The organism is Prochlorococcus sp. MIT 1303, from assembly GCF_001631965.1.
GTDB lineage: Bacteria > Cyanobacteriota > Cyanobacteriia > PCC-6307 > Cyanobiaceae > Prochlorococcus > Prochlorococcus marinus_D.
Genome location: NZ_LVHK01000005.1, coordinates 1 through 19,903 on the forward strand (window position 1 = coordinate 1; position 19,903 = coordinate 19,903).

The following is a 19,903-nucleotide window of genomic DNA, read 5'->3' on the forward strand; positions in this document are numbered from 1 at the left end:
GTAAGCGCCCACTGACACCTCAAGCTTTCGCCATCAGCATCGCGTGGCCTGCGCTACAGGACTCAGCCCTTCGCGCAGTCCAAAAACATAGCCCATTTCATACCCAGTACGCAATCTTTTCTCAATCCTGACCTGACTCAGCCATGCAGCAAAGCCTCTCCCCAAGAGCGCAAACGCTGCATTTCTGCAGGGGAACCAGTCGCTAAAACAGGAAAGTCAGCCGCAGTCAAGTCTTGCCCGGGATGCAGCTGAGCAGGATCTGCAGCCAACCATTGAATGGGGCAATTGAGCTCATTAAGGACTAACCAAGCCGCAGCAAGATCCCAGATCTTCGGCGTGGCTTCCAAAGCAGCAACAGTTTGCCCCATGGCCACACTCACCAGATTAAGGCTGGCCACACCGAGGAGTCGGATTTTACCGGGGAACGGTTGATCAGGCCTGCGCTGCAGAACCCGAATGGAACGACTACAAAGTGAGACACAGGCACTCCCAGTCGAACGAGTTTCATTCGTCAGCCGCTTGCCATTACGCCAAACACCCTCACCTCGAATAGCCACAATTCTCTGGTTAAGGGAAGGAACATCCAGAAAAGCCTCCACTGGCCTTCCTCCCACAAAGCGAGCCATGGAAATAGCCCAATAAGGGATACCGGCTGCAAAATTCGTAGTGCCGTCCAAAGGATCAACAACCCAATAAGCCGGTGAATCAGGAACGCGTTTGGAACCTTCCTCACTCAACACACCCTCCTGTTCCGCAATTTGAGCAAGACCAGCCACGATGGCTGCATCACTCCAACGATCACAAGAAGTAATCAATGAACCGTCAGGCTTAAAATCGGAAACGATATTGCCAAAGTCTTGACGTTGACGATCTGCAACTCGATCAAGGAGTTGATGAACTGCGCTCAGTTGCAAAGAACCAAGAGATTCAGGCAAAGGCCCACTGCCCATCACTCAGCTTGCAGGATGGAAGCCTTGCAGGCTGGATTGAGCGGAGAAGGTTTGATAGGAACTTCGGCGGAGTCAAAGAGATCATCTTTCGGCTTCTTATTGGGAAGCTCTAAGGAATCACAAGCCACAATCTGATCCAGACCTGTACGGCGACTAAGCTGGATCATGCTTTGATTGTACTTCAGCATTGCATCTGCATAGAGAGTCTTGGCCTGTTTAAGATCACGCTGATTATTCACAACCTCTCTTTGCGTTGTCACTCCTGCCTGGAATCTCAAACGCGCCAATCGAAGTGATTCTCTTGAAGATAAAACTCCAATACTCGTTGTCTTGATATCTTGGTTAGATGCACGAAGATTAAAAAAGCTTTGCTCAACTTCTAGGCGAATCTGATCACGCTTTGCTGCGAATTCAAACTCACTTTGCTGAGCCTTCTGCTTGTTCTGGCGATATTGAGCCCAGGCTCTCCCTCCATCAAAAATGTTCCATGTCAAACCCAAGCCAACTGTGTTATCAGAGGACCATCCATGTTGCGTCCAGTCGACATTGTTGCCAAGCGCAACGCTTGCTTGCCCCTCTCCTCGATTGGCTTGATAAGTGTTAGTAAGGCTAAGGACTGGCTGCACTGCAGCAAGTGCGATATTAGCATTACTATTATTAATAGAGATGTCAAGTATTAAGCTGTCAAGTTCCTCACGAAAAGCATAAGCGGCAACAATGCTCTCCTCAAGCGAGGGCTGCCAGATACCAATAATTTGAACTGGGTCAGCCGCTGTAGGAGTTATGTCTTGGGGCAAGTCTAACAATTGAGCAAGAGTTCTACGTGCCGTATTTTGCTGAGCTACAGCAAGAGTTAAAGACTGAGTATCTCGAGCAAGCTGAGTTTCCGCCTCAAGCACTTCAAGCTTGGTTGCGACCCCTGCCTGCAGGCGTGACTGAGCATCACGCAAACTCACGAGAGAAGCACGAACGGCATTTTGACCAATGCCCACACCTTCATCAGCTCTCTGCAATCTAAAATAAAGATCTGAAGCATTTAAACGTAAGTCGCGAAGCGCAATCAGGTAAGTATCTCTCTGCTTTTCAAAGCTGTCTCTAGCAGATGCAATTTGAGGAACCCTTGCAGGATCAATGAGATCCCAGTTAAGAGTAGCCCCAAAATTTGTAATCCATTGTTCCCCAAAAGTATATTCCTCAGTAGTCAATTGATGATTAGCAGGGTTTTGACGACTCTCGGAGCCTTTAAAGTTGACAGAAGAAGAAAGATTTAAAGTTGGATACCAAGTTGAAAGAGCAGCTAAAAGGTTTGATTTTGCTTGCTCGACAGCACTAGCTGCAGCCTTGAGACTGGGACTATTGACTTCAGCTAATTGCTCGACTTCAGACAAACTGAGAGGGCGAAGCTCCCTAATCCTCACCTCTGAAGTTTTATTTGGCAGCGCAAGACTTGGCGTGGCCCCAAGCGAAGAAAGCGGCTCAGGCAAACTAGTTGCTGCAGGCTTAACTGCTGAAGGATCAACCCTGGGGCGAGATCCCTTGAGCTCAATGGCACTCGGAAGGGTCGACTGATCGATTAAAGCTGAACCATCAGCCTCAGCTTCTAGTGAGGCAGGCGCTTGATCAGTGCTACTGCCATGCTGTTGAACCTCAAGCGACTGTTGAGCTCGAACACCAGTGCAGCCTTGAGCCAATACGCCTGCAAGGAGAAACAGTCTTGCGGTAATCAGACGCACAGCAATATTAAAACTGGGGGGAGCTTAATGAATTTCCTGGCCATCTCCCATCGCAGCGGCCACGATGTCAGCCGCCCCATGCACGATACGTATCGAGATCTGCAGCGTCTCACTTAGCTGTTCAACAGTCATGTCATCTAGGAACACAAGCTCACCCTGACGCAGCATCACTGAAGGCAGGAGTAACTGATCGCCAAGATCAAGAGCCTGCAATCCCTCAAGCAAGTCATGACCAGTAAGCAAACCGGTTACAACCTGATCCTGCCCCCAATAAGGACTCGGCAGCCCATGTAAGTCCACTGCCAAGCCTTCAACCGCATTGAGTCGTTCACAAGCAGGACCCAGAGCCTGTTCGACCAAGCGACCTACCACCCAACTGCAGCGCCTGGGCTGCCTTAACCGCTTGGGAAGAATGACCGTGGCCTGGTCAAGAGCTTCCAAAAAGGAGCGGATACTACCAACGCCATTTTCTTGTTGTGGGAGATCCTCGTAGGTACTGCGATGTGGAAGAGGCGCACCTGCAATCAGATACCACTCATCCGAAAGCCACGCGAAACGGGATCCCATAAAAGCCTGAAACTGATCCTGAAGAAGCTCCACCTGGCTAATCACACGCCTTGCACAAGCAGAGTCAACAGGCAACAATCCATCTTCTTCTGGACGGAAACGGGTCAATCCCACCGGCACAACCGCCACTGAAAGCACAGCAGGCCAATCACCCGTTCCAAAATCAGCAAGCTCACGCAGGGTACGATCTAGAGCCAAACCGTCATTCAAGCCAGGGCAAACCACCACCTGGGCATGGACCTGAAGATCGCGCTCAGTGAACCACTCCAACTGCTCAAGAAGAAGTCCCGCGCGGGGGTTTTTCAGCAACTGAGCCCTCAAGGATGGCTCAGTTGCATGGACAGAAACAAAAAGAGGTGAAAGGCGCTGTGTCTCGATCCTTTGCCAATCTGCCTCTTTAAGATTGGTAAGAGTCAGATAAGACCCATAGAGAAAACTGAGGCGATAATCATCGTCCTTGAGATAGAGGCTATTGCGTCGGCCAAGTGGCTGCTGATCAATGAAGCAGAAAGGACAGTGGTTGTTGCACTGGCGAAGCCCATCAAATAAGGCTTCTGTAAAAGCCAAACCCAAACCATCATCAGAGTCTTTCTCAAGATCCACTTGATGGAATGCCCCGGTTGCATCTCTGACCTCGAGATGAAGCTCCTCCTCAACGATGAGGTAGCGATAATCAATCAGATCCCTTGGCCGCACCCCATTAACACTTAAAAGTTGATCGCCAGGTTCAAAGCCCAATTGCTCTCCGATCGATCCCTGCTCAACCGATGCAACTACGGCAGGTCGTGGGTGGGGCGCCGCAGATTCAGGATCCAATGCTGACACCGCAACACCAGCGGAGGGCTCATTCCACACAAATGAGGAGGGCGGTTTGTTTTAGTTTGATCTGCCGCTCAACCACCAGGCGAGCACTAACACCCCAAACAACAAGCGATAGGCCACGAAGATCCAAGTGCTGTGCCTTTGAAGGTATTTGAGCAACCAATCAATCGCCAACCATGACACGAACGCCGCAGAAACGATTCCAACAAGCAGCGGCAAAACTCCTCCTAAGGAGAGCTCAGCAAAGGCATCTTTGAGTTCAACCAGACCGGCCAGAGTGATCGCCGGGATACCAAGTAGAAAACAAAAGCGAGCAGCATCTTGACGTTGCCAGCCATCAAATAGCGAGGCCGTCAGAGTGCTACCCGAGCGCGACACACCCGGAATTAAGGCCAGCGCCTGAGCTAAGCCCACTACAAAGCCATCACGCCCCTTGACTAGATGCATTTGCTTCAGCCGCGGGCCGATGCGCTCAGCCAATGCCAGCAGCAAAGCCATCACAATCGACACCCCTGCGATTGAAGGCAGACTGCGAATTGAAGAGGCCTCGTAACCAGGCCAGAAAAGCTTGATCGCCATACCCGCCAACAGAATCGGCATCGTCCCTATAGCAATCGCAAGACCGAGACGGGCGTTCGGTTCACGCCACTGACCATGCTTAAACGCTAAAGCGATGCCCTTAAGGACCTCAGCAAGATCCCTCTTGAAATAAGCGATCACCGCCAAGATGCTGCCTAGTTGGATCACGGCTGTCGCAGAGACGCCGGGGTCACCCCAACCAACCAGCAGGGGAACGACCTTCAAATGAGCTGTGCTGCTAATCGGCAAAAACTCCGTAAGGCCTTGCACCACTCCCAGCACCAAGTTCCTCCAACAAGCGGCCAGCAGTTCAGAGGTCGACGCGAGGAGAATCATCGAGGAAAACAGGGGACCCATGGAGGCTATTGCCCCCATGGATCCAAAGCCAAAAGCGGCGTAATTCCAGAGAGTCTTATAAGGTTCAATGTCTTGACTGCATTGTGAGGGGGTGCTTTGTCCAGCGGCTTAATCAAAAAAAAACAGCCCGACAGCAGCACATTTGTACGGAACCAACCCCTGAGGAATCCTGTCGAATCGCAAACATCTGAAAAGGATTTCGACGCCAATCTTTCAGCCCTTCAGCAATTGCAACTTTGGGCAGGTGCCCTGGTCGTGCTGCCTGTTTTTGTGCAGGCCCCCTGGGTACGCCTGAATCCATTATCAGCCTGCTTATTCACGCTGTTCCTGCTAGCTCTTGGCATTCCTCTTGCCCTCATCGGCCAACGGGGATGGGCGGTGGCTGGCGAGCTTTTGGTAGGGGTTAGCGGCAGCTGGCTCGCGGGATGCCTCTACTGGGGATGGCTCAGAACACAGCCCTTGTGGCACTTACCCGTTGAATCTCTAGTGCTGCCTATTGCCCTGTTGGGGCTTTCGAGCCGTTGGAGATTGAGTTCAAGTTTCTATTTGGCCTCCCTGCTTGGAACGGCCTGCACGGATCTGATGATGGTCATGACCGGCGTCATGAATCAATGGCCTGTTGTGGTGATGGCTCCACTACAGCAAGCACCAAGGTTGCTTCACGAAACTGCTCAGCAGCTTCTTCATCCCCTACCCCTTATCGCTCTGGTCTGTGCAGCAACGCTGATCGTGCTGCTGGCGCAAGCTATGCAACAAAAAACCCGTCTGGCTTCAGAATTTCGCAGCACATGGGCTGTAGCCAGTGCAGTACTAGTGACAACGGTAATAATCGATGGACTTTTCCTGATTGCAGCCCTAATCAACCCAGGGCTGAGCGGCTTGATCTGAAACGAACTGCAAAAGCTGATCACAGTCCTGGGTTAAGTTCCTGTCCAAACTTGTAAAGTTGGTAGACCGGCATAGCCGGAAGACCTGTTCCGATCCACTGCGGAGTATTTGATGAAGCGCCTGTTGTCCTTGCTTACTGGGGTTCTGGTGATGACAGGCCTGCTAATGGCCCTGATATTTCCCCAGTCCGCCTACGCCAATGTCTCTGACGACAAACTCGGAGATAGAGGCGACAAGGTGGACTTAAACAACTCATCAGTACGAGCCTTTAGGCAGTTCCCCGGCATGTTCCCAACCATCGCCGGGAAAATTGTTGTCGGCGGTCCTTATTCCAGCGTGAGTGATGCCTCATCAGTTCTGGATGCCTCACAAAAATCTGTTTTCGACAAGTACAAAGACAACTTCACTGTCACAGACCAAGAAGTTGCTGTGAATGAAGGTTTCGATCGGATCAACGACGGTCAGTACAGATAACCGATTCCTCACTCAACAATCAGCTCAACCGCAAGCCGTCGGTCCATCCGGCGGCTTTTTTGTAGGTTTCATGAGTCTCTCTAACCCATCCACGCCCATTCCTAACGGTCCCTGGGATGTCGTTGTGATCGGCGCAGGGGCAGCAGGACTGATGACCTGCCTTGAGCTGCCTGCTCAGCTGAAGGTGCTTTTGCTGAACCGCAACACCAGCCGCCACTCCTCCAGCCGCTGGGCACAAGGTGGCATCGCCGCAGTAACAAGAACTAAAGACAGCGCCGAGAGTCATGCAGAAGACACTCTCAAAGCAGGCGCAGGACTCTGTGATGCTGACGCTGTCAGACAACTTGTAGAAGAAGCTCCCCACTGCGTTCAACGTCTCCAAATGCTTGGGATGGCCTTTGACCGCGAAGGTGATGCGCTAGCCACCACCTTGGAGGCAGCCCATAGCCATCGAAGAGTGCTGCATGTTCAGGACCAAACGGGCCGCGCCTTGGTTGAAGCGCTGCAAGAGCAAGTGGAACGGCGCCCCAACCTCTTGCACCGGCGAGGGGTACGCGCCACCCAGCTTTGGATTGAGCACAATCGCTGCTACGGGGTACAAGTTCTCGACGGAACGCTGCTCCATTGGCTTTCAGCCAGAGCCGTAGTCCTTGCAACTGGTGGGGGTGGCCATCTGTTCGCAAACACCACCAATCCGGCTCAGGCCTGCGGAGAAGGCTTAGCCCTTGCCTGGCAAGCAGGCGCCACGATCGAGGATCTTGAATTCGTGCAGTTTCATCCCACAGCTCTGAAACTGGAAGGAGCTCCATGCTTTCTGATTTCAGAAGCAGTCAGAGGCGAAGGTGCCGTACTGGTTGATGCCCAGGGGCAAAGTCCTGTAAAGGAATTGAGCGCTGGTGATCTTGCTCCCCGCGACCAAGTCAGCCGGTCCCTCATCCAAACCATGCATCACCAAGGGGTCCAGCATCTTGGCCTAGATCTCACACCCATCCCTTCAGGGCAGGCCGAGGTCCGTTTCCCCACCATCCTGGAACGCTGTCGGGAACTAGGTTTAGATCCACTCAACCAACCGATCCCGGTAGCCCCAGCAGCTCACTACTGGATGGGAGGAATCGCCACCAACCTTCAAGCCGCAACCAATCTTCCAGGGCTCTATGCGATTGGGGAAGTCGCCTGCACGGGAGTGCATGGAGCCAACCGACTCGCTGGCAACTCACTGATGGAATGCATGGTATTTGCCAGACAAATGGCCACAATCGAACTGGGCTCTTTGCCTCGTTTGGGTGTTCATCAAAGAGATTCTTCCCCCGAGCCTTGCTGTCAGCAACTCCATGGAACTGAAAGTGCCGAGTCTCTAACTCGCGCCATCGCAGATCTTCGAGAGCTTTGCTGGCGAAAGGCGGGTGTAGATCGCTCAGCAAAGGGAATGAAACAAAGCCTCGCGAGTATCCGTAAGGATCTACAGCACATTGGTGAACAGCCTTTGCTCAAGCTGGTAAGCCATCAGCCTCAAGAGATTTGCCATCGCCTCGATGACACGACCAGAAGGGACCTCAACTTGCTACTTGACCTCAACCATCGCCAGTTGACCAGCTCCTTACTGCTTGAAGCCTGTTTGTTCCGCCGCGAAAGTCGCGGCGGACATTTCAGAACTGATGCCCCTGCAGCAATGCCTCAGTGGAAACGCCACTCACGCCAAAAACGAGGAGAAGACCTCTCCACACGGCCAGTGAGGTCCTAACTGGGCTGCTTCAGAACTGCCTCCCGCCCTGATAGCCACTCAGATCAGCAAGCTTATTGAGCGGTTTCACGCCGGATTCGAGCTCCCCGTTAATTTCCCAGGTAGGGAAGGCATCAATCCCTTTGCGTTCACACAGATCTCTTTGGCTGTTCTGACCATCTAACGCACACTCAACGACCTGCAGTTGCGCGGCGCCCTCTTCACCAAACATCTCCTTCTGCTCGTGGCAATGAGGACACCAATAAGCGCTATAGAACACTGCACCAGTCTCTTTGAGATGTTCAGCCAAAGCCAGCGCAGATGGCGTACTCCTCGTCTTCACAACTGGGGGGACCCCTGGCCCCCCTACACCAACGTCAGGACGGCTCGGATCAACAACCGAAGACCAAATCAAACCTCCGAGCAACACTGCCAAGGCAAGCAGAACTCCCCGAAAAACCACCTTTCCAGGGTCATCCCAACCTCCTCCAATCAACGACAAGACCAACATGCATATGGATAGGGCAGCAGAAAGAACACAGAAGAAACAAAACGCATCGATCTTGAACACCATCAACCCGATCAAAATCAGGCTGAACACGGCCATACCGCAAGAGAAGGCAAACAACCCCCACCATGTGCGACGGGACAGGTCTGCTCGGTTCTCTGAAAGCCCTGGCAACAAGGGCACCACAGCCATCACCAAAATGGCGAGGTAGGCCAAAAAGCCCAGCAATGAAAGTGGAATCGATACGCCATCTCCCTGAAAAAGCGTTCCCCAGGCGCTATTGAGAACTTTGTCGCAACCTTCATCCCCCCCAGGACAAGAGAGAGATCCAATCCATCCCCAGCGATTCAGAGTGATTGAACCTGTATCGATCAACCCAACGGTGGCAAGCACCGCCATCGCAATCCGAGGCCACTTCAACCCCTGATCCTGACGGCGGCGGCTAGTGAGGCGAGACGAACCCATTTCGGCTACACAGATCTAAGAATTGTGGCAGCCCTGGAAGAAGCCAGCCTCTCTTTAGGGTGGCGCCTAGCGGGAACTGCCTAGGCAGCCCAGAAATCAACCCTTTCCATGACCAAGCCTGCGTTGCGATCCGACATACCAATGAAGCCCACAGCCCACAAACAAGAAAAACCATCGGTGGCCTTTGCCCATTTGGGCTGTGAGAAAAATCGCGTTGACACCGAACACATGCTGGGACTGCTTACAGAAGCGGGCTATAGCGTCAGCAGCGATGAAAACGATGCCGCCGTCGTGGTGGTCAACACCTGCAGCTTCATCCAGGACGCGCGCGAGGAATCGGTACGGACGTTGATTGGACTAGCAGAACAGGGCAAGGAACTGATCATCGCCGGATGCCTTGCCCAGCATTTTCAGGAGGAACTGCTCGAGTCAATCCCGGAGGCAAAAGCAATCGTCGGCACCGGTGACTATCAACACATCGTGGATGTGCTGAAGCGAGTAGAAGCGGGTGAACGGGTGAACCGTGTCAGCGCATTCCCCACGTTTGTTGGCGATGAGACTCTCCCCCGGCAGCGAACCACTGATCAGGCTGTGGCTTATCTGAAAGTTGCTGAGGGATGTGATTACCGCTGTGCCTTCTGCATCATCCCAAAGTTGCGTGGCGACCAGCGCAGCCGACCGGTGGAATCGATTGTGGCAGAGGCGCACCAGCTGGCTGAGCAGGGGGTGCAGGAACTAATCCTGATCAGCCAAATCACAACCAACTATGGCCTTGACCTCTATGGCAAGCCCAAATTTGCAGAGCTGCTACAGGCGCTGGGGGAGGTAGATATCCCCTGGGTGAGGGTGCATTACGCCTACCCCACTGGCCTCACTCCAGAGGTGCTGGCGGCCTATCGGGAGGTACCAAATGTGCTTCGCTATCTCGACCTTCCACTGCAGCACAGCCATCCAGAGGTGCTACGGGCTATGAACCGTCCCTGGCAAACGGATGTGAACGAACGGCTATTGGATCGGATTCGTGAGCAGCTGCCAGACGCAGTCCTGCGTACCACTCTCATCGTCGGCTTCCCCGGGGAAACTGAAGATCACTTCAATCACCTCGCCGCCTTCATCGAACGGCAGCGTTTTGATCACGTTGGCGTGTTCACCTTTTCTCCAGAAGATGGAACCGCCGCAGCCGATCTGCCAGACAGGGTAGACCCGTCAATCGCCGCAGCCCGCAAGGATCGATTGATGGCGCTTCAGCAACCCATCTCAGCGGAAAGGAACCAACGATGGGTTGGACGCACCATCGATGTACTGATCGAGCAGCACAACCCCGAAACCGGAGCGATGATTGGCCGCTGCGATCGTTTCGCTCCGGAGGTCGATGGCGAGGTGTTGGTACTGCCTAGTGAGAAAGGTCTGCAGGCCAGTCCAGGAACGATGGTTCCTGTATTCATTACCGGCTCTGATGTCTATGACCTCACCGGCCAGCTGGTAGACACCAACGCCATGGCGGTCACAGCCCAGACGTCTAAGTGAGTCCATTCCCCTGTTTGCGAGCCCATCAACGCAACCTCTTTCTGACAGCCTCTGGCATCAGTACAGCAGGCTCGTTCGCTGGAATGACTGCAAAAGGCTGGATCCTCATGGACGGCACCAACAATCCAATGTTGCTTGCCGCCCACTTCGCCGCCCTTTCCCTGCCAACCCTGCTGGTCAGTGGAGCAGCCGGTAGCTGCACAGACCGATTCGGCTGTGAACGGGTTCTTGTGCAAGCCCAGTGGGCCCTTTTAGCAGCTGCGTTACTGGGAGCACTGGCCATTCCTCTGATGACAGGAACCGCGCTAGTGACAATGCTATTAACCAGCACGTTGCTTGTCGGGATAGCGAGTGCTTACGAACTCACTGCCCGCAATAAATACTGCGCCCTATTGATCGACGAGCCCAATCAACTGGCCCCCTATCTCTCTAGTTTTGCGGTTGTGTTCAACGTAGGCAAACTCCTTGGGCCGCCCATAGGAGGATGGTTACTGGTTATCACAGGACCTGCTGCTGCTCTCAGCATTGATGCCGCAAGTTACTTACTACCGATCGCCAGTCTCCTCTGGTTACTAGATCCAAACCGAAGCCAAGAACAACGCAGCGTTCCTGGTAAGCAATCAACAATGCTCTATGCATGGCACAACAGCGGCTCTTCGCTTCGACATGTGCTGGGCTTCACCGCAACACTCTGCTTGGTAGGTTTTTTCCACCCTGGTCTAGCCCCTCTAATTGCCGACCAGGTCTTGGGTTCAGATCCAAGAGATCTTGGAGTGTTCACCAGCGTGCTTGCAGCAGGGAGCATTGCTGGAGGGGTGGTACTACAACGCAATAGCCACCGATTCTGTAGACGCCCATTTCTGACTCTGAGTGGGTTCGCTCTCATCACTGCCATCGCCCAATTGGGAATGGCTCAAACTGAAAACACGCCACTAGCATTCAGCCTCACAATGACCCTGCTGATTGGAGCTGGGACTGCAGGCCTATTGAGCAGCTGCAACATGATCACCCAAGTGGGGTCCCCTCAGGTCTTGCGTGGGCGCATGGCAGGGCTAAGTCAAATCGCCTTCCTTGGGGGAGGAGGGCTAAGTGGCCTTCTTGCCGCTCAGATGGTGATTTCAACGGGCTTATCCACGACCTTCGCCACCGCAGGTGGAATCGGACTTGGCCTAGCCCTCTGGGGGTTCTGGCAAAAAGGCAGAACCGTCCTAGAGGAGGTCAGATCAGCTTGATGCCTTTAAGAACCTTGGTTAGTGCGAATGCCGCCACCAAACCAACTGCGACGAACACCAAATAAAAAACGACGCCCATGTGCAACAAATCAGGTGAACACCATTAGATCAGAAATCGGGCCGGCACTTCCTCAAAGCGCCTAAGGTTTCAGCAATTCCCTATCCAACACTCGGAGAGGTTTCAGCCCCTAGTCGACCTTCCCCATCTCTTCTCTGTCGCATAGATCTGCATGCGCACTCTCTTTATCTACCCAAAGTTCCCCAAAACATTCTGGAGCTACGAGAAGATCCTCGAGCTGGTGAACCGCAAGGTGCTACTTCCACCTCTCGGACTAGTCACCGTGGCAGCCCTGCTGCCTCAAGAATGGGAGATGAAGCTCGTTGATCTCAACGTCCGAGAACTCAGCGAAGCCGAGTGGCAATGGGCCGAGCTTGTTGTGATCTCCGGGATGATCGTTCAAAAAGACGACATGCAGCGGCAAATCGCTGAGGCCAAACGACGTGGTCTTTCGGTTGCTGTGGGAGGTCCATTCGCCAGCTCTACGCCAGAAGCTCCTGAAATCGGTCTAGCAGATTTCAAGGTGCTGGATGAAGGAGAGATCACCCTGCCAATGTTTGTAGAGGCCATTCAACGCGGTGATACCAGCGGCCGCTTCAGTGCTGAAGGGGACAAGCCGGATGTGACCTCAACTCCCATCCCCCGCTTCGACCTTCTAGAGCTGGATGCCTACGACTCCATGTCCGTTCAGTTCTCAAGGGGTTGTCCATTCAATTGCGAGTTCTGCGACATCATCGTGCTGTATGGGCGCAAACCACGTACGAAAACACCAGAGCAATTAATTGCCGAGCTTCAGTCGATTTACGACTTGGGCTGGCGACGCTCGATCTTTCTTGTGGATGACAACTTCATCGGCAATAAACGCAATGCCAAGTTGTTACTACCTGCCATTCGACAATGGCAGGAAGAAAAAGGCTATCCCTTTAGTTTCGCTACTGAAGCTTCTGTAGATCTCGCCGATGACGATGAGATGATGCGAATGATGCACGAAGCGCGTTTCGAAAGTGTTTTCTTGGGGATTGAAACACCTGATGAGGCCAGTCTAGAAACAGCTAGAAAGATTCAAAACACACGTCATCCTCTCGATGAAGCTGTCGACAAAATCACCGCAAATGGGATCCGAGTAATGGCAGGCTTCATCATCGGATTTGATGGTGAAAAAGATGGAGCAGGAGATCGGATTGTTGATTTCGTAACCCGCACTGGCATCCCCGCCGCAATGATGGGAATGCTCCAGGCCTTGCCAAACACAGCCCTATGGCATCGACTAGAGAAAGAGGGTCGCCTGATTGAGGACAAGGATGCTGCCAAAGGAGTCAATCAAACCAATCTGCTGAACTTCCAGCCCACCAGACCCATCCGAGATATCGCCAACGAATACGTCGAGGCCTTCTGTGCTCTTTATGAGCCCAACGCCTATATGGATCGCGTCTACTCCTACTACCTAAAAATGGGAGCTCCTCGTTGGCAAGGAACGGCAACATTACCCAGCTGGATCGATCTTCGCGCTCTAGCCATTGTCATCTGGAGACAAGGCCTCAAACGCAACACCCGCAGCCGTTTCTGGCGCTACATTCTGGGCATGGCACGAAACAATCCAGCCATGCTGGAACAGTTCTTAGTTGTACTGGCCCACAACGAACATTTCATGGAATACCGATCCATTGTGCAGCGAGAGATTCGCGAACAACTTGAATCAATTCCACCAGAGGAGCCCAGCCCCAAAAAAACTTTGCAACCTGTCTGAATTGAACCTCAAAGCTCAATCTTGAACATAAGGCGTACCGCTGAGAAGACAACTCTCAGCGCGTTGCAGTTCCCGCCCCAAATAAAGAGCATGATCAAGCTTGCTCAAGGGATATGGAGCCTGCCCTTCTGTGAGCTGAATCCCTAGCTGCTTGGCAGTTCTTCCCCTGTAGACAGTCGCAGGGGAGAGTTTGCCTCCCCGACAAGCAAGGACCTCACCAGTCACAGGATCGATGGCTCGGCCCAGTTCATCAATATCGTTCAGATAATGCTCCACGACCAGTTCTGCAGCTGAAGCATCCACCCGAATCAAGAAATAGCCACTTGGATCAAGCGCAATAAAGCGCTGCGAAAGCTGATCATCTATGGCACTGATGGCATCAGACATCACTGGGAGGTCAATGGTTCTCTGGACTATTTCTTAAGCCTACAAATCAGAGCCTTGGATTACAAGCTAGAAGTATGGAATCTGCTCCTGACAATCCTTAAGAAGCCAAAGACAACAATCAATCCACGCTCCACTTCACTATTGGCCTCTTCATGCGCAAATCGAAATGCCCGCCTTCCAAGATCAGTTAAAATTTCAACCCATAGGTTCATTACTTAACACCTCCGAAGTAGAGGCAAATTCATCAACACCTTAACGTTGGTGGCGAACCCAAGATAATGATACTGAATAATGCAGGAACAAAGACATCATCACTCTTCATACAAGGCAGTACTAACTACATTTTGGGCAAGCATAAAGACCAGTCAATAATCATAGGCTTGGCAGCCCTAGTTTACAGCTTGGATATCTCTTTGCAGTTCGCTCAATAACCCATGCATACATATCAGCTCCATGCTCTTTTTCGATTTCTTCTGTGATAACCGAAATACTTGTCTTAGTATTCTCAAGGCTAAGATGCCCCCATCCAAACCAGGAGCAAGTTGCATCTATCCAACCAATATCTCGTCCTAGATTAATCATCTCAGTATCTCTGGTGATCTCAGTTGAGTTTTCTTTATTCTCTTCGACTCCAAGCTCAGGCCTAGCATCCACAGGCAGAGAAGTCAGAATCAGTTGCAACAACAACAGCGAACGTATCATCGAAGAGAAGACCATCGTAGGCGCTCTGAGTATTCTAGCTTGACAACATCTGTGATAATCGATTAACAAAAATTGGGCTCAAGCAATCGCAATGAGAGCTGGACCAGATGAATGGAGCATGAGTGAAAGTTATTCCACAATTAACTGAGGGGCAGGCTCAACCCGAAACGGCAAATCAGCATTTACCGACTCAATCTCCTCGAGCATTAGAGGATTGACCTTACTCAGCCAGCCACGGATCAAAGCATCCATACGCGGTTCATACCAACGATGCAAGCTGGCATGGGGCTTCGCCACAAAGCCCCTACGGCGCTTGTGTTGACCACCGGCGCCAGGATCAAAATTCTCTAAACCATGTTCCAACGCCCAGGCAATCGGCGCGTAATAACAAACCTCGAAATGAAGGCAATCGATCTCCTCCTTGCTACCCCAATAACGCCCCCACAACATTTGTCCATCCTGTATACAAAGAGACATCGCTACAGGCTCTCTAGGACTCTCACGATGGGCACTAAACAACACCACCTGATCTCTAAGAGACGAATCTGCCAAGGCCTCAAAAAACGCTTCAGAGAGATACTTGCTTCCCCAAGGTCCCCAACGAGCGCAATGCTGCTCATAAAAGCCATGCATGCACCTCAACAGCTGCACATCAAGCTCTGCTCCTGTCAACGCTGAAACCGTGAGCCCCGCCTGCTGGACGGCCTTGCGTTCACGCTTGATATTGCGTCGCTGATTGGCATTGAAGCTATTGAGATAGGCAGAGAAATCAGACTGCCCATCTGCTGACCAAAGGCTCTGCTGGTTCAACCAAGTGGCACAGCCAGCAGCTTCCGCCAAAGGCCGCCAATGCGGATCAACATAAAGAAAGTTACAGCTGAGAATCTGGTTGCGACGCGCAAAAGCATCGATGGTTTCCAGCATCAAAACTGTCAACTCTGCCTCGTCCTCCCCTGGTGCCACATAGAAGCGATAGCCCTGCACAGGACTCACAGGACTCATCCCCAGCAGTTTTGGGTAATACCCCAAACCAAGATCACCAGCCAGGCGAGCAAAGGCCTGATCAAAAACAAATTCGCCATAGCTATGCCCCTTGAGATAAAGAGGGGCAACCGCTACAGGCGTGTCATCTCGCCACAGGGCTAAGTGCAGTGGCTGCCAACCATGTTTGGCGGAAATGCTGCTTGAGTCTTCAAGAGCAGCAAGCCACCGCCAGCGAAAGAAAGGAATCGCCTGCTCACCAACCAGGCTTTCCCAGTGATGCAATGGGATCTCGTGAATGGAGCGGTGCCAGCGGGCTGAGAGGTTGGCGATTTGAAGCGCGCCTTAAGCACAGACTCAAACGACCATAACCAGCGGCCAAAGAGAAAGGGTATGAGTTTGTTCGGCATTCGTAACTATGGTTTTTTTTACCGTTGCCTCAATGCTGTGATCCCAATAGCTAAGCAGCATCGACGGCTACTGCTGCAATGACACCGAAGACAACCACAGCTGTGGGGAATAGTGCCAGTACTCCATAAGCAGCGATGCTAATCGAAGCCCAGAAAAGGTTTCAGGGAAGATGGCGCCCACCATCTAAAGGAAACCTAGAATGACAAGTTTGGCAAATGCGTGATCCTGACTGAAGCCTGCTGAAGGCTTATCACAGGCAAAATCACATCAAATGCAATGACTGATTGACTCAAATAAACTCAATTACATCAGCAGCCAGGGACTCATCCTTGTCCACATCAAGCAGTCTGGCATGAATACCATCTGATGTGAGCAATAAATGATCTCCGACTTGCTTAAAGGAAAGCTCCATTCCATTGCCAACAGAAATCCCATCATTTTAAGCGAGTGAGAAGCTGTCAATCACATCATTACCACTACTAAGTTTATAGGTATCAGCTCCTCGATCACCTTTAAAGGTATCATCTCCATAGCCACAATCAAGGCGATGAGCATCAGTGGCTAGCATTCTTAGTTCACTCAATCTATAAGCAGGAACACCAAAGAATGATTTCATGTAGAGCTCAATCAACGAGGCCGGTCCGCACGGGAACCTTCAACGCGCTTCCGCTCGTAACGCAGCAGTAGTTCATTGTCAGCTAAGGGCTCAACGGTTTGCAAATGCCAAGCCTCAGCGTCGCCAAGATCATCTGGCAAACCAACGCCTTCAAAGGGAAGCCATGCATGCATGCCACCAAGCAATTTTGGGGTGAGGGTGAGTTGCAACTCATCGACAACATCAGCCTGCAATAGCGATGCGGCCAGCTGAGCTCCACCCAACAAAACAAGTCGCAACAGCCCAAGCTCAGCCAAACGATTGAGCGCCTGAGGCCAATCTTGCTCAAACAACACCTGACGCTCGTAACCAACAGGAAGCAAAGGATCTTTCGATCCCTTTGCTTTAGCGAAATGGGGGCTCAACAACCAACGCTTAATCGGCTGTTGAAAGAAAGGCACCTCTGCTGCATACCACTGCTGACGACTCACAACCACCGCCGTGGGCTGCGCACTATGCCCGACAGACTTGCGCTGGTTCAGCAAGTCCTGATCACGAATCAAACATGTGCTGCGATGAGCACGCAACGTTCCCGCGCCGAGCAAGGCCCCATCAGCCCAAGCCAAAGCCTCTTCTAAAGCCCGTCGATCACCAACTCCACCCAATTGGGCCGGCCCACCAATCGCAGGTGCCAGCCGGCCATCCAAGCTGATCGCTAGGACAAGACGAAGCCAAAACTGCTTTTGCAAATGCTTGGCTAGTGAGCCGCCATAGCATGCAATACCTCAGGGATGGCTTCAAGCCTTGGGGTTTCCGCATAGACCTCAGCTGCATTATTAGGGCTTTCCTGCAACCGCACCTTGTGGAGATGGGCTCCGATCGCTCGGATCGGTTTCGCCAAACAATCAGAAATGTACAAGGCAATATTCTCTGCCGTTGGTACACAGTTAGCGAAATGGGGAATGTCTTTATTTAAGAAGGTGTGGTCAAAAGGTTCCACAACAATGTCATTCACAAGGCTTTGCAAAGCGCCTAGATCACAGACCATGCCTGTTCGGGGATCAATTTCTCCGCGCACGGTGACATCGACAAAATAATTATGACCATGCCCATGAGGCCGCGCGCATTTGCCATAAATACGTTCGTTTTCCTCCTGACTCAGTTCGACCCTGGCAAGCCGATGGGCAGCCGCAAAATGGGTACGGATCGTTAGATAGACGTCCATGGCATCTCCGTGATAATCAGCCCAGAGGTTTTCTTGTTCGTAAAGCCGAATGGCCACGATTGGCAGATGAGCAATTAAACGAGTCCAGATGATTCTTAGCAGAGCCTCCGTGGTCGGCAGGCAGCCCTCTGACCTGGAAAGATCAAATTCCGGCCAAACATCGTTAAGGAAGCGAAAGTCAAGCTGATCGGTAACCTCATGACGGATGGCGTGCTTCACCTCAGAGAGGTTCAACACCATGCCATCGATATTAAGCCCGCCAGCCATGGCGACGATCAGCTCATAATTGTGACCATGCCCAGCAGGCAAAGCACAGAGTCCAAAACGAGCTGCATTGTCATCGCTTGACAGTTCCGGTAAGTAATAGCGATGGCTAGCACTGAAACTAGCTTTGCGAGTGATCACACAGCCGCGGCCATGACCATGGCGTTCCAAATCGGGGACGTCAGTCATCGCTCTCTCGGACTAGAAGTCATCCTAGAGATCTATAGACATTTGCGAACCAATGAACGAAAGGCCAGCCCCTCATCCTCTCAAGCAAAGGCTTGGCGGTCGCAACCTCTATTTGGTGGGAATGATGGCCAGTGGCAAGAGCAGCACAGGCAGGCCTCTAGCCGAACAACTCAGCTATGGGTTTGTTGATACAGATGCCGTCATCGAACAACTTGCTGGCCAACCAATCCCGAAGATCTTTAGCGAAGAAGGAGAAGAAGGATTTCGAGCAATGGAGTCTCAAGTACTCAATGCCATTGGCCAACGCCATTCTCTTGTTGTTGCTACTGGCGGAGGAATGGTGAGTAAGCCAGAAAACTGGGGAGTCTTGCATCAAGGCATCGTGATCTGGCTAAACCCTGGCAGAGAAGAACTACTCAGACGTTTACATGCCGATAGTGGCAATAGGCCATTACTACAAACAGAAGATCCAGAAGCAGCCTTCGACTGTTTATTTGCCGAACGCCTACCGCTTTATGCCGAAGCAGACTTGCATGTGGAAGTGGGAGTAGAGGAACCAGACGAAATTGCGCTAAAGATTATTGAGTTCCTGCCCCAGCTGTTATCGCCCCCTGTACAAATGAATGGTTAAAGCAACTATTTTGTCAATACTGAAAGAATAGGCCATTTAAATCCGGAGGGTTGGCCTGATAGCCAATACCAATCAAAACAGACGATCAATCCTTGACTTGATAATAAACTAAAATCCTAAAGGACTTGAAGATAGCATATTTCAAGCATCTTAAAGGAATTCATTCGCTCAACACATCTAAATCAGTTGAGCAGGTAGACATTACTGTCTTTTCTAGTTGCTAAAATAAAAGAATAACCGTGAAAAATGAACAAATAGCCTTGAGCAGGAGCACGTCCTTATCCGAGCTCTAGTCAATACAAGCAGGAAAAATAATGAACTCAAATTGAAGCCGAATAGACCCGAGTGAAAGACTCAAGAATTGCAGCTAGAAAGAATCGTCAAGAAGACAAATGACTATTATCGAAGGCAAGAGAAAGACATCAATCTATAGATTGCGTATTCAAATCGACTTAGCCTCAGGGGAATCAGGGCGAAAATCAGCTTTCTTTCCCAAGCAAAATACAGACGGTACAATAAAGGCAACCAAACCAGAGGCACTCAACAATACAACCAGCAGAAGGAATGAGGAAATCAACCTAGCAGATTCAATGAAACACTACTATTGGCTGATTAGAGGAAATGGCTCATCAAGATGTGACAGAAAACAAATAGCGTTTTATAAATCACAAGAGGCCGCCAGAAGAAGTGCGATCTCTAAATAGAGGCGATTCTGCAACAAATTTAGCCTGCTGGATTGAAACATAAACTGTATTGCAGCGAAGGTTATCTCCTACAGGAACAAGCCATGAAGGGTACAAGAAGCTTTATCCGATTTTAAGGAAGTAAATTCAGGCAAGAAAATAGAAACCTGAAAGACATTGAATCAGCATCTAAGACGATGCTGGAGGC

General features: G+C 51.5%; 20 protein-coding genes. 8 read left to right on the plus strand and 12 right to left on the minus strand.

The genetic code is table 11. The features are described from left to right. Positions 1-137: 137 nt before the first annotated feature. From PMIT1303_RS00170 to PMIT1303_RS00185, 4 genes are read right to left on the minus strand one after another with little or no spacing between them, the layout of a single operon-like run. Positions 138-950, minus strand: coding sequence for an inositol monophosphatase family protein (locus PMIT1303_RS00170; protein ID WP_063397040.1), 813 nt, complete (start codon positions 948-950; stop codon positions 138-140). Further along, positions 950-2,683, minus strand: coding sequence for a TolC family protein (locus PMIT1303_RS00175; RefSeq protein ID WP_063397041.1), 1,734 nt, complete (start codon positions 2,681-2,683; stop codon positions 950-952). Before PMIT1303_RS00175 ends, PMIT1303_RS00170 begins: the two co-directional genes overlap by 1 nt. A gap of 24 nt (positions 2,684-2,707) precedes the next feature. Continuing rightward, a complete protein-coding gene (locus PMIT1303_RS00180) occupies positions 2,708-4,105 on the minus strand; it encodes a TIGR03279 family radical SAM protein (protein ID WP_063397042.1) in 1,398 nt (465 codons plus the stop codon). Between the two features lie 21 nt (positions 4,106-4,126). Continuing rightward, entirely contained in the window at positions 4,127-5,008 is an 882-nt protein-coding gene (locus tag PMIT1303_RS00185; protein ID WP_156486846.1) for an undecaprenyl-diphosphate phosphatase, read from the minus strand. Positions 5,009-5,104: 96 nt separating this feature from the next. Here PMIT1303_RS00185 and PMIT1303_RS00190 point away from each other — a divergent pair, with 96 nt between their 5' ends. From PMIT1303_RS00190 to nadB, 3 genes are all read left to right on the plus strand, one after another. Then, positions 5,105-5,896 carry a DUF3120 domain-containing protein gene (locus PMIT1303_RS00190; RefSeq protein WP_063397043.1) on the plus strand — a complete coding sequence of 264 codons (792 nt, stop codon included), beginning with the start codon at positions 5,105-5,107 and terminating at the stop codon, positions 5,894-5,896. Between the two features lie 111 nt (positions 5,897-6,007). Beyond that, positions 6,008-6,370, plus strand: a complete 363-nt coding sequence (gene psbU / locus PMIT1303_RS00195) for a photosystem II complex extrinsic protein PsbU (protein WP_063395094.1) — start codon at positions 6,008-6,010, stop codon at positions 6,368-6,370. Between the two features lie 70 nt (positions 6,371-6,440). Further along, positions 6,441-8,111, plus strand: a complete 1,671-nt coding sequence (gene nadB, locus PMIT1303_RS00200) for an L-aspartate oxidase (RefSeq protein ID WP_063397044.1) — start codon at positions 6,441-6,443, stop codon at positions 8,109-8,111. Positions 8,112-8,121: 10 nt separating this feature from the next. On the opposite strand, the gene PMIT1303_RS00205 is transcribed toward nadB, so the two are convergent. Beyond that, on the minus strand, positions 8,122-9,063 hold the full coding sequence (locus tag PMIT1303_RS00205; RefSeq protein WP_063397045.1) for a vitamin K epoxide reductase family protein: 942 nt from the start codon (positions 9,061-9,063) through the stop codon (positions 8,122-8,124). A gap of 108 nt (positions 9,064-9,171) precedes the next feature. On the opposite strand from PMIT1303_RS00205, the gene rimO reads away from it, so the two are divergent. Beyond that, positions 9,172-10,590: a 30S ribosomal protein S12 methylthiotransferase RimO gene (gene rimO / locus PMIT1303_RS00210; RefSeq protein WP_063395097.1), complete on the plus strand. Its 1,419-nt coding sequence runs from the start codon at positions 9,172-9,174 to the stop codon at positions 10,588-10,590. Next, the gene (locus tag PMIT1303_RS00215) at positions 10,587-11,822 is read left to right on the plus strand and encodes an MFS transporter (RefSeq protein ID WP_063397046.1); all 1,236 of its coding nucleotides are present in this window, start codon (positions 10,587-10,589) and stop codon (positions 11,820-11,822) included. Before rimO ends, PMIT1303_RS00215 begins: the two co-directional genes overlap by 4 nt. Here the strand turns inward: PMIT1303_RS00215 and PMIT1303_RS12630 are convergent. Beyond that, positions 11,809-11,901 (minus strand): cytochrome b6, encoded by a 93-nt coding sequence (locus PMIT1303_RS12630; protein ID WP_041384239.1) that lies wholly within the window; start codon positions 11,899-11,901, stop codon positions 11,809-11,811. The genes PMIT1303_RS00215 and PMIT1303_RS12630 overlap by 14 nt on opposite strands. Positions 11,902-12,052: 151 nt before the next feature. Here PMIT1303_RS12630 and PMIT1303_RS00220 point away from each other — a divergent pair, with 151 nt between their 5' ends. Then, positions 12,053-13,627, plus strand: coding sequence for a B12-binding domain-containing radical SAM protein (locus PMIT1303_RS00220; RefSeq protein WP_063397047.1), 1,575 nt, complete (start codon positions 12,053-12,055; stop codon positions 13,625-13,627). A gap of 15 nt (positions 13,628-13,642) precedes the next feature. Here PMIT1303_RS00220 and PMIT1303_RS00225 read toward each other — a convergent pair whose 3' ends face one another. The 6 genes from PMIT1303_RS00225 to PMIT1303_RS00250 all read right to left on the minus strand — a co-directional run bounded on the left by PMIT1303_RS00225 (position 13,643) and on the right by PMIT1303_RS00250 (position 18,381). Further along, positions 13,643-14,014, minus strand: a complete 372-nt coding sequence (locus PMIT1303_RS00225; protein WP_063397048.1) for a DUF4346 domain-containing protein — start codon at positions 14,012-14,014, stop codon at positions 13,643-13,645. Between the two features lie 372 nt (positions 14,015-14,386). Further along, positions 14,387-14,731 (minus strand): hypothetical protein, encoded by a 345-nt coding sequence (locus tag PMIT1303_RS00230; RefSeq protein ID WP_063397049.1) that lies wholly within the window; start codon positions 14,729-14,731, stop codon positions 14,387-14,389. Between the two features lie 114 nt (positions 14,732-14,845). After that, positions 14,846-15,982, minus strand: a complete 1,137-nt coding sequence (locus PMIT1303_RS00235) for a GNAT family N-acetyltransferase (protein ID WP_063397050.1) — start codon at positions 15,980-15,982, stop codon at positions 14,846-14,848. A 565-nt stretch (positions 15,983-16,547) separates the two neighbouring features. After that, positions 16,548-16,739, minus strand: coding sequence for a hypothetical protein (locus PMIT1303_RS13630; protein WP_063397051.1), 192 nt, complete (start codon positions 16,737-16,739; stop codon positions 16,548-16,550). Further along, positions 16,736-17,452 (minus strand): dihydrofolate reductase family protein, encoded by a 717-nt coding sequence (locus tag PMIT1303_RS00245; protein WP_063397052.1) that lies wholly within the window; start codon positions 17,450-17,452, stop codon positions 16,736-16,738. Before PMIT1303_RS00245 ends, PMIT1303_RS13630 begins: the two co-directional genes overlap by 4 nt. A gap of 8 nt (positions 17,453-17,460) precedes the next feature. Continuing rightward, positions 17,461-18,381, minus strand: a complete 921-nt coding sequence (locus tag PMIT1303_RS00250) for a 6-carboxytetrahydropterin synthase (RefSeq protein ID WP_063397053.1) — start codon at positions 18,379-18,381, stop codon at positions 17,461-17,463. Positions 18,382-18,433: 52 nt separating this feature from the next. Between PMIT1303_RS00250 and PMIT1303_RS00255 the strand changes: the two genes are divergently transcribed. Beyond that, complete coding sequence (locus PMIT1303_RS00255; protein ID WP_063397054.1) at positions 18,434-19,012, plus strand: shikimate kinase; 579 nt, start codon at positions 18,434-18,436, stop codon at positions 19,010-19,012. A 392-nt stretch (positions 19,013-19,404) separates the two neighbouring features. Beyond that, positions 19,405-19,716 (plus strand): hypothetical protein, encoded by a 312-nt coding sequence (locus PMIT1303_RS00260; RefSeq protein ID WP_063397055.1) that lies wholly within the window; start codon positions 19,405-19,407, stop codon positions 19,714-19,716. Positions 19,717-19,903 lie beyond the last annotated feature (187 nt).

Bases quoted from the DNA above. Each gene is read 5' to 3' on its own strand.
- PMIT1303_RS00170 (WP_063397040.1), bottom strand. From the start codon at position 950: ATGGGCAGTGGGCCTTTGCCTGAATCTCTTGGTTCTTTGCAACTGAGC.
- PMIT1303_RS00185 (WP_156486846.1), bottom strand. From the start codon at position 5,008: ATGGGTCCCCTGTTTTCCTCGATGATTCTCCTCGCGTCGACCTCTGAA.
- psbU (WP_063395094.1), top strand. From the start codon at position 6,008: ATGAAGCGCCTGTTGTCCTTGCTTACTGGGGTTCTGGTGATGACAGGC.
- nadB (WP_063397044.1), top strand. From the start codon at position 6,441: ATGAGTCTCTCTAACCCATCCACGCCCATTCCTAACGGTCCCTGGGAT.
- PMIT1303_RS00205 (WP_063397045.1), bottom strand. From the start codon at position 9,063: ATGGGTTCGTCTCGCCTCACTAGCCGCCGCCGTCAGGATCAGGGGTTG.
- rimO (WP_063395097.1), top strand. From the start codon at position 9,172: ATGACCAAGCCTGCGTTGCGATCCGACATACCAATGAAGCCCACAGCC.
- PMIT1303_RS12630 (WP_041384239.1), bottom strand. From the start codon at position 11,901: ATGGGCGTCGTTTTTTATTTGGTGTTCGTCGCAGTTGGTTTGGTGGCG.
- PMIT1303_RS00220 (WP_063397047.1), top strand. From the start codon at position 12,053: ATGCGCACTCTCTTTATCTACCCAAAGTTCCCCAAAACATTCTGGAGC.
- PMIT1303_RS00225 (WP_063397048.1), bottom strand. From the start codon at position 14,014: ATGTCTGATGCCATCAGTGCCATAGATGATCAGCTTTCGCAGCGCTTT.
- PMIT1303_RS00230 (WP_063397049.1), bottom strand. From the start codon at position 14,731: ATGGTCTTCTCTTCGATGATACGTTCGCTGTTGTTGTTGCAACTGATT.
- PMIT1303_RS00250 (WP_063397053.1), bottom strand. From the start codon at position 18,381: ATGACTGACGTCCCCGATTTGGAACGCCATGGTCATGGCCGCGGCTGT.
- PMIT1303_RS00255 (WP_063397054.1), top strand. From the start codon at position 18,434: ATGAACGAAAGGCCAGCCCCTCATCCTCTCAAGCAAAGGCTTGGCGGT.
- PMIT1303_RS00260 (WP_063397055.1), top strand. From the start codon at position 19,405: ATGACTATTATCGAAGGCAAGAGAAAGACATCAATCTATAGATTGCGT.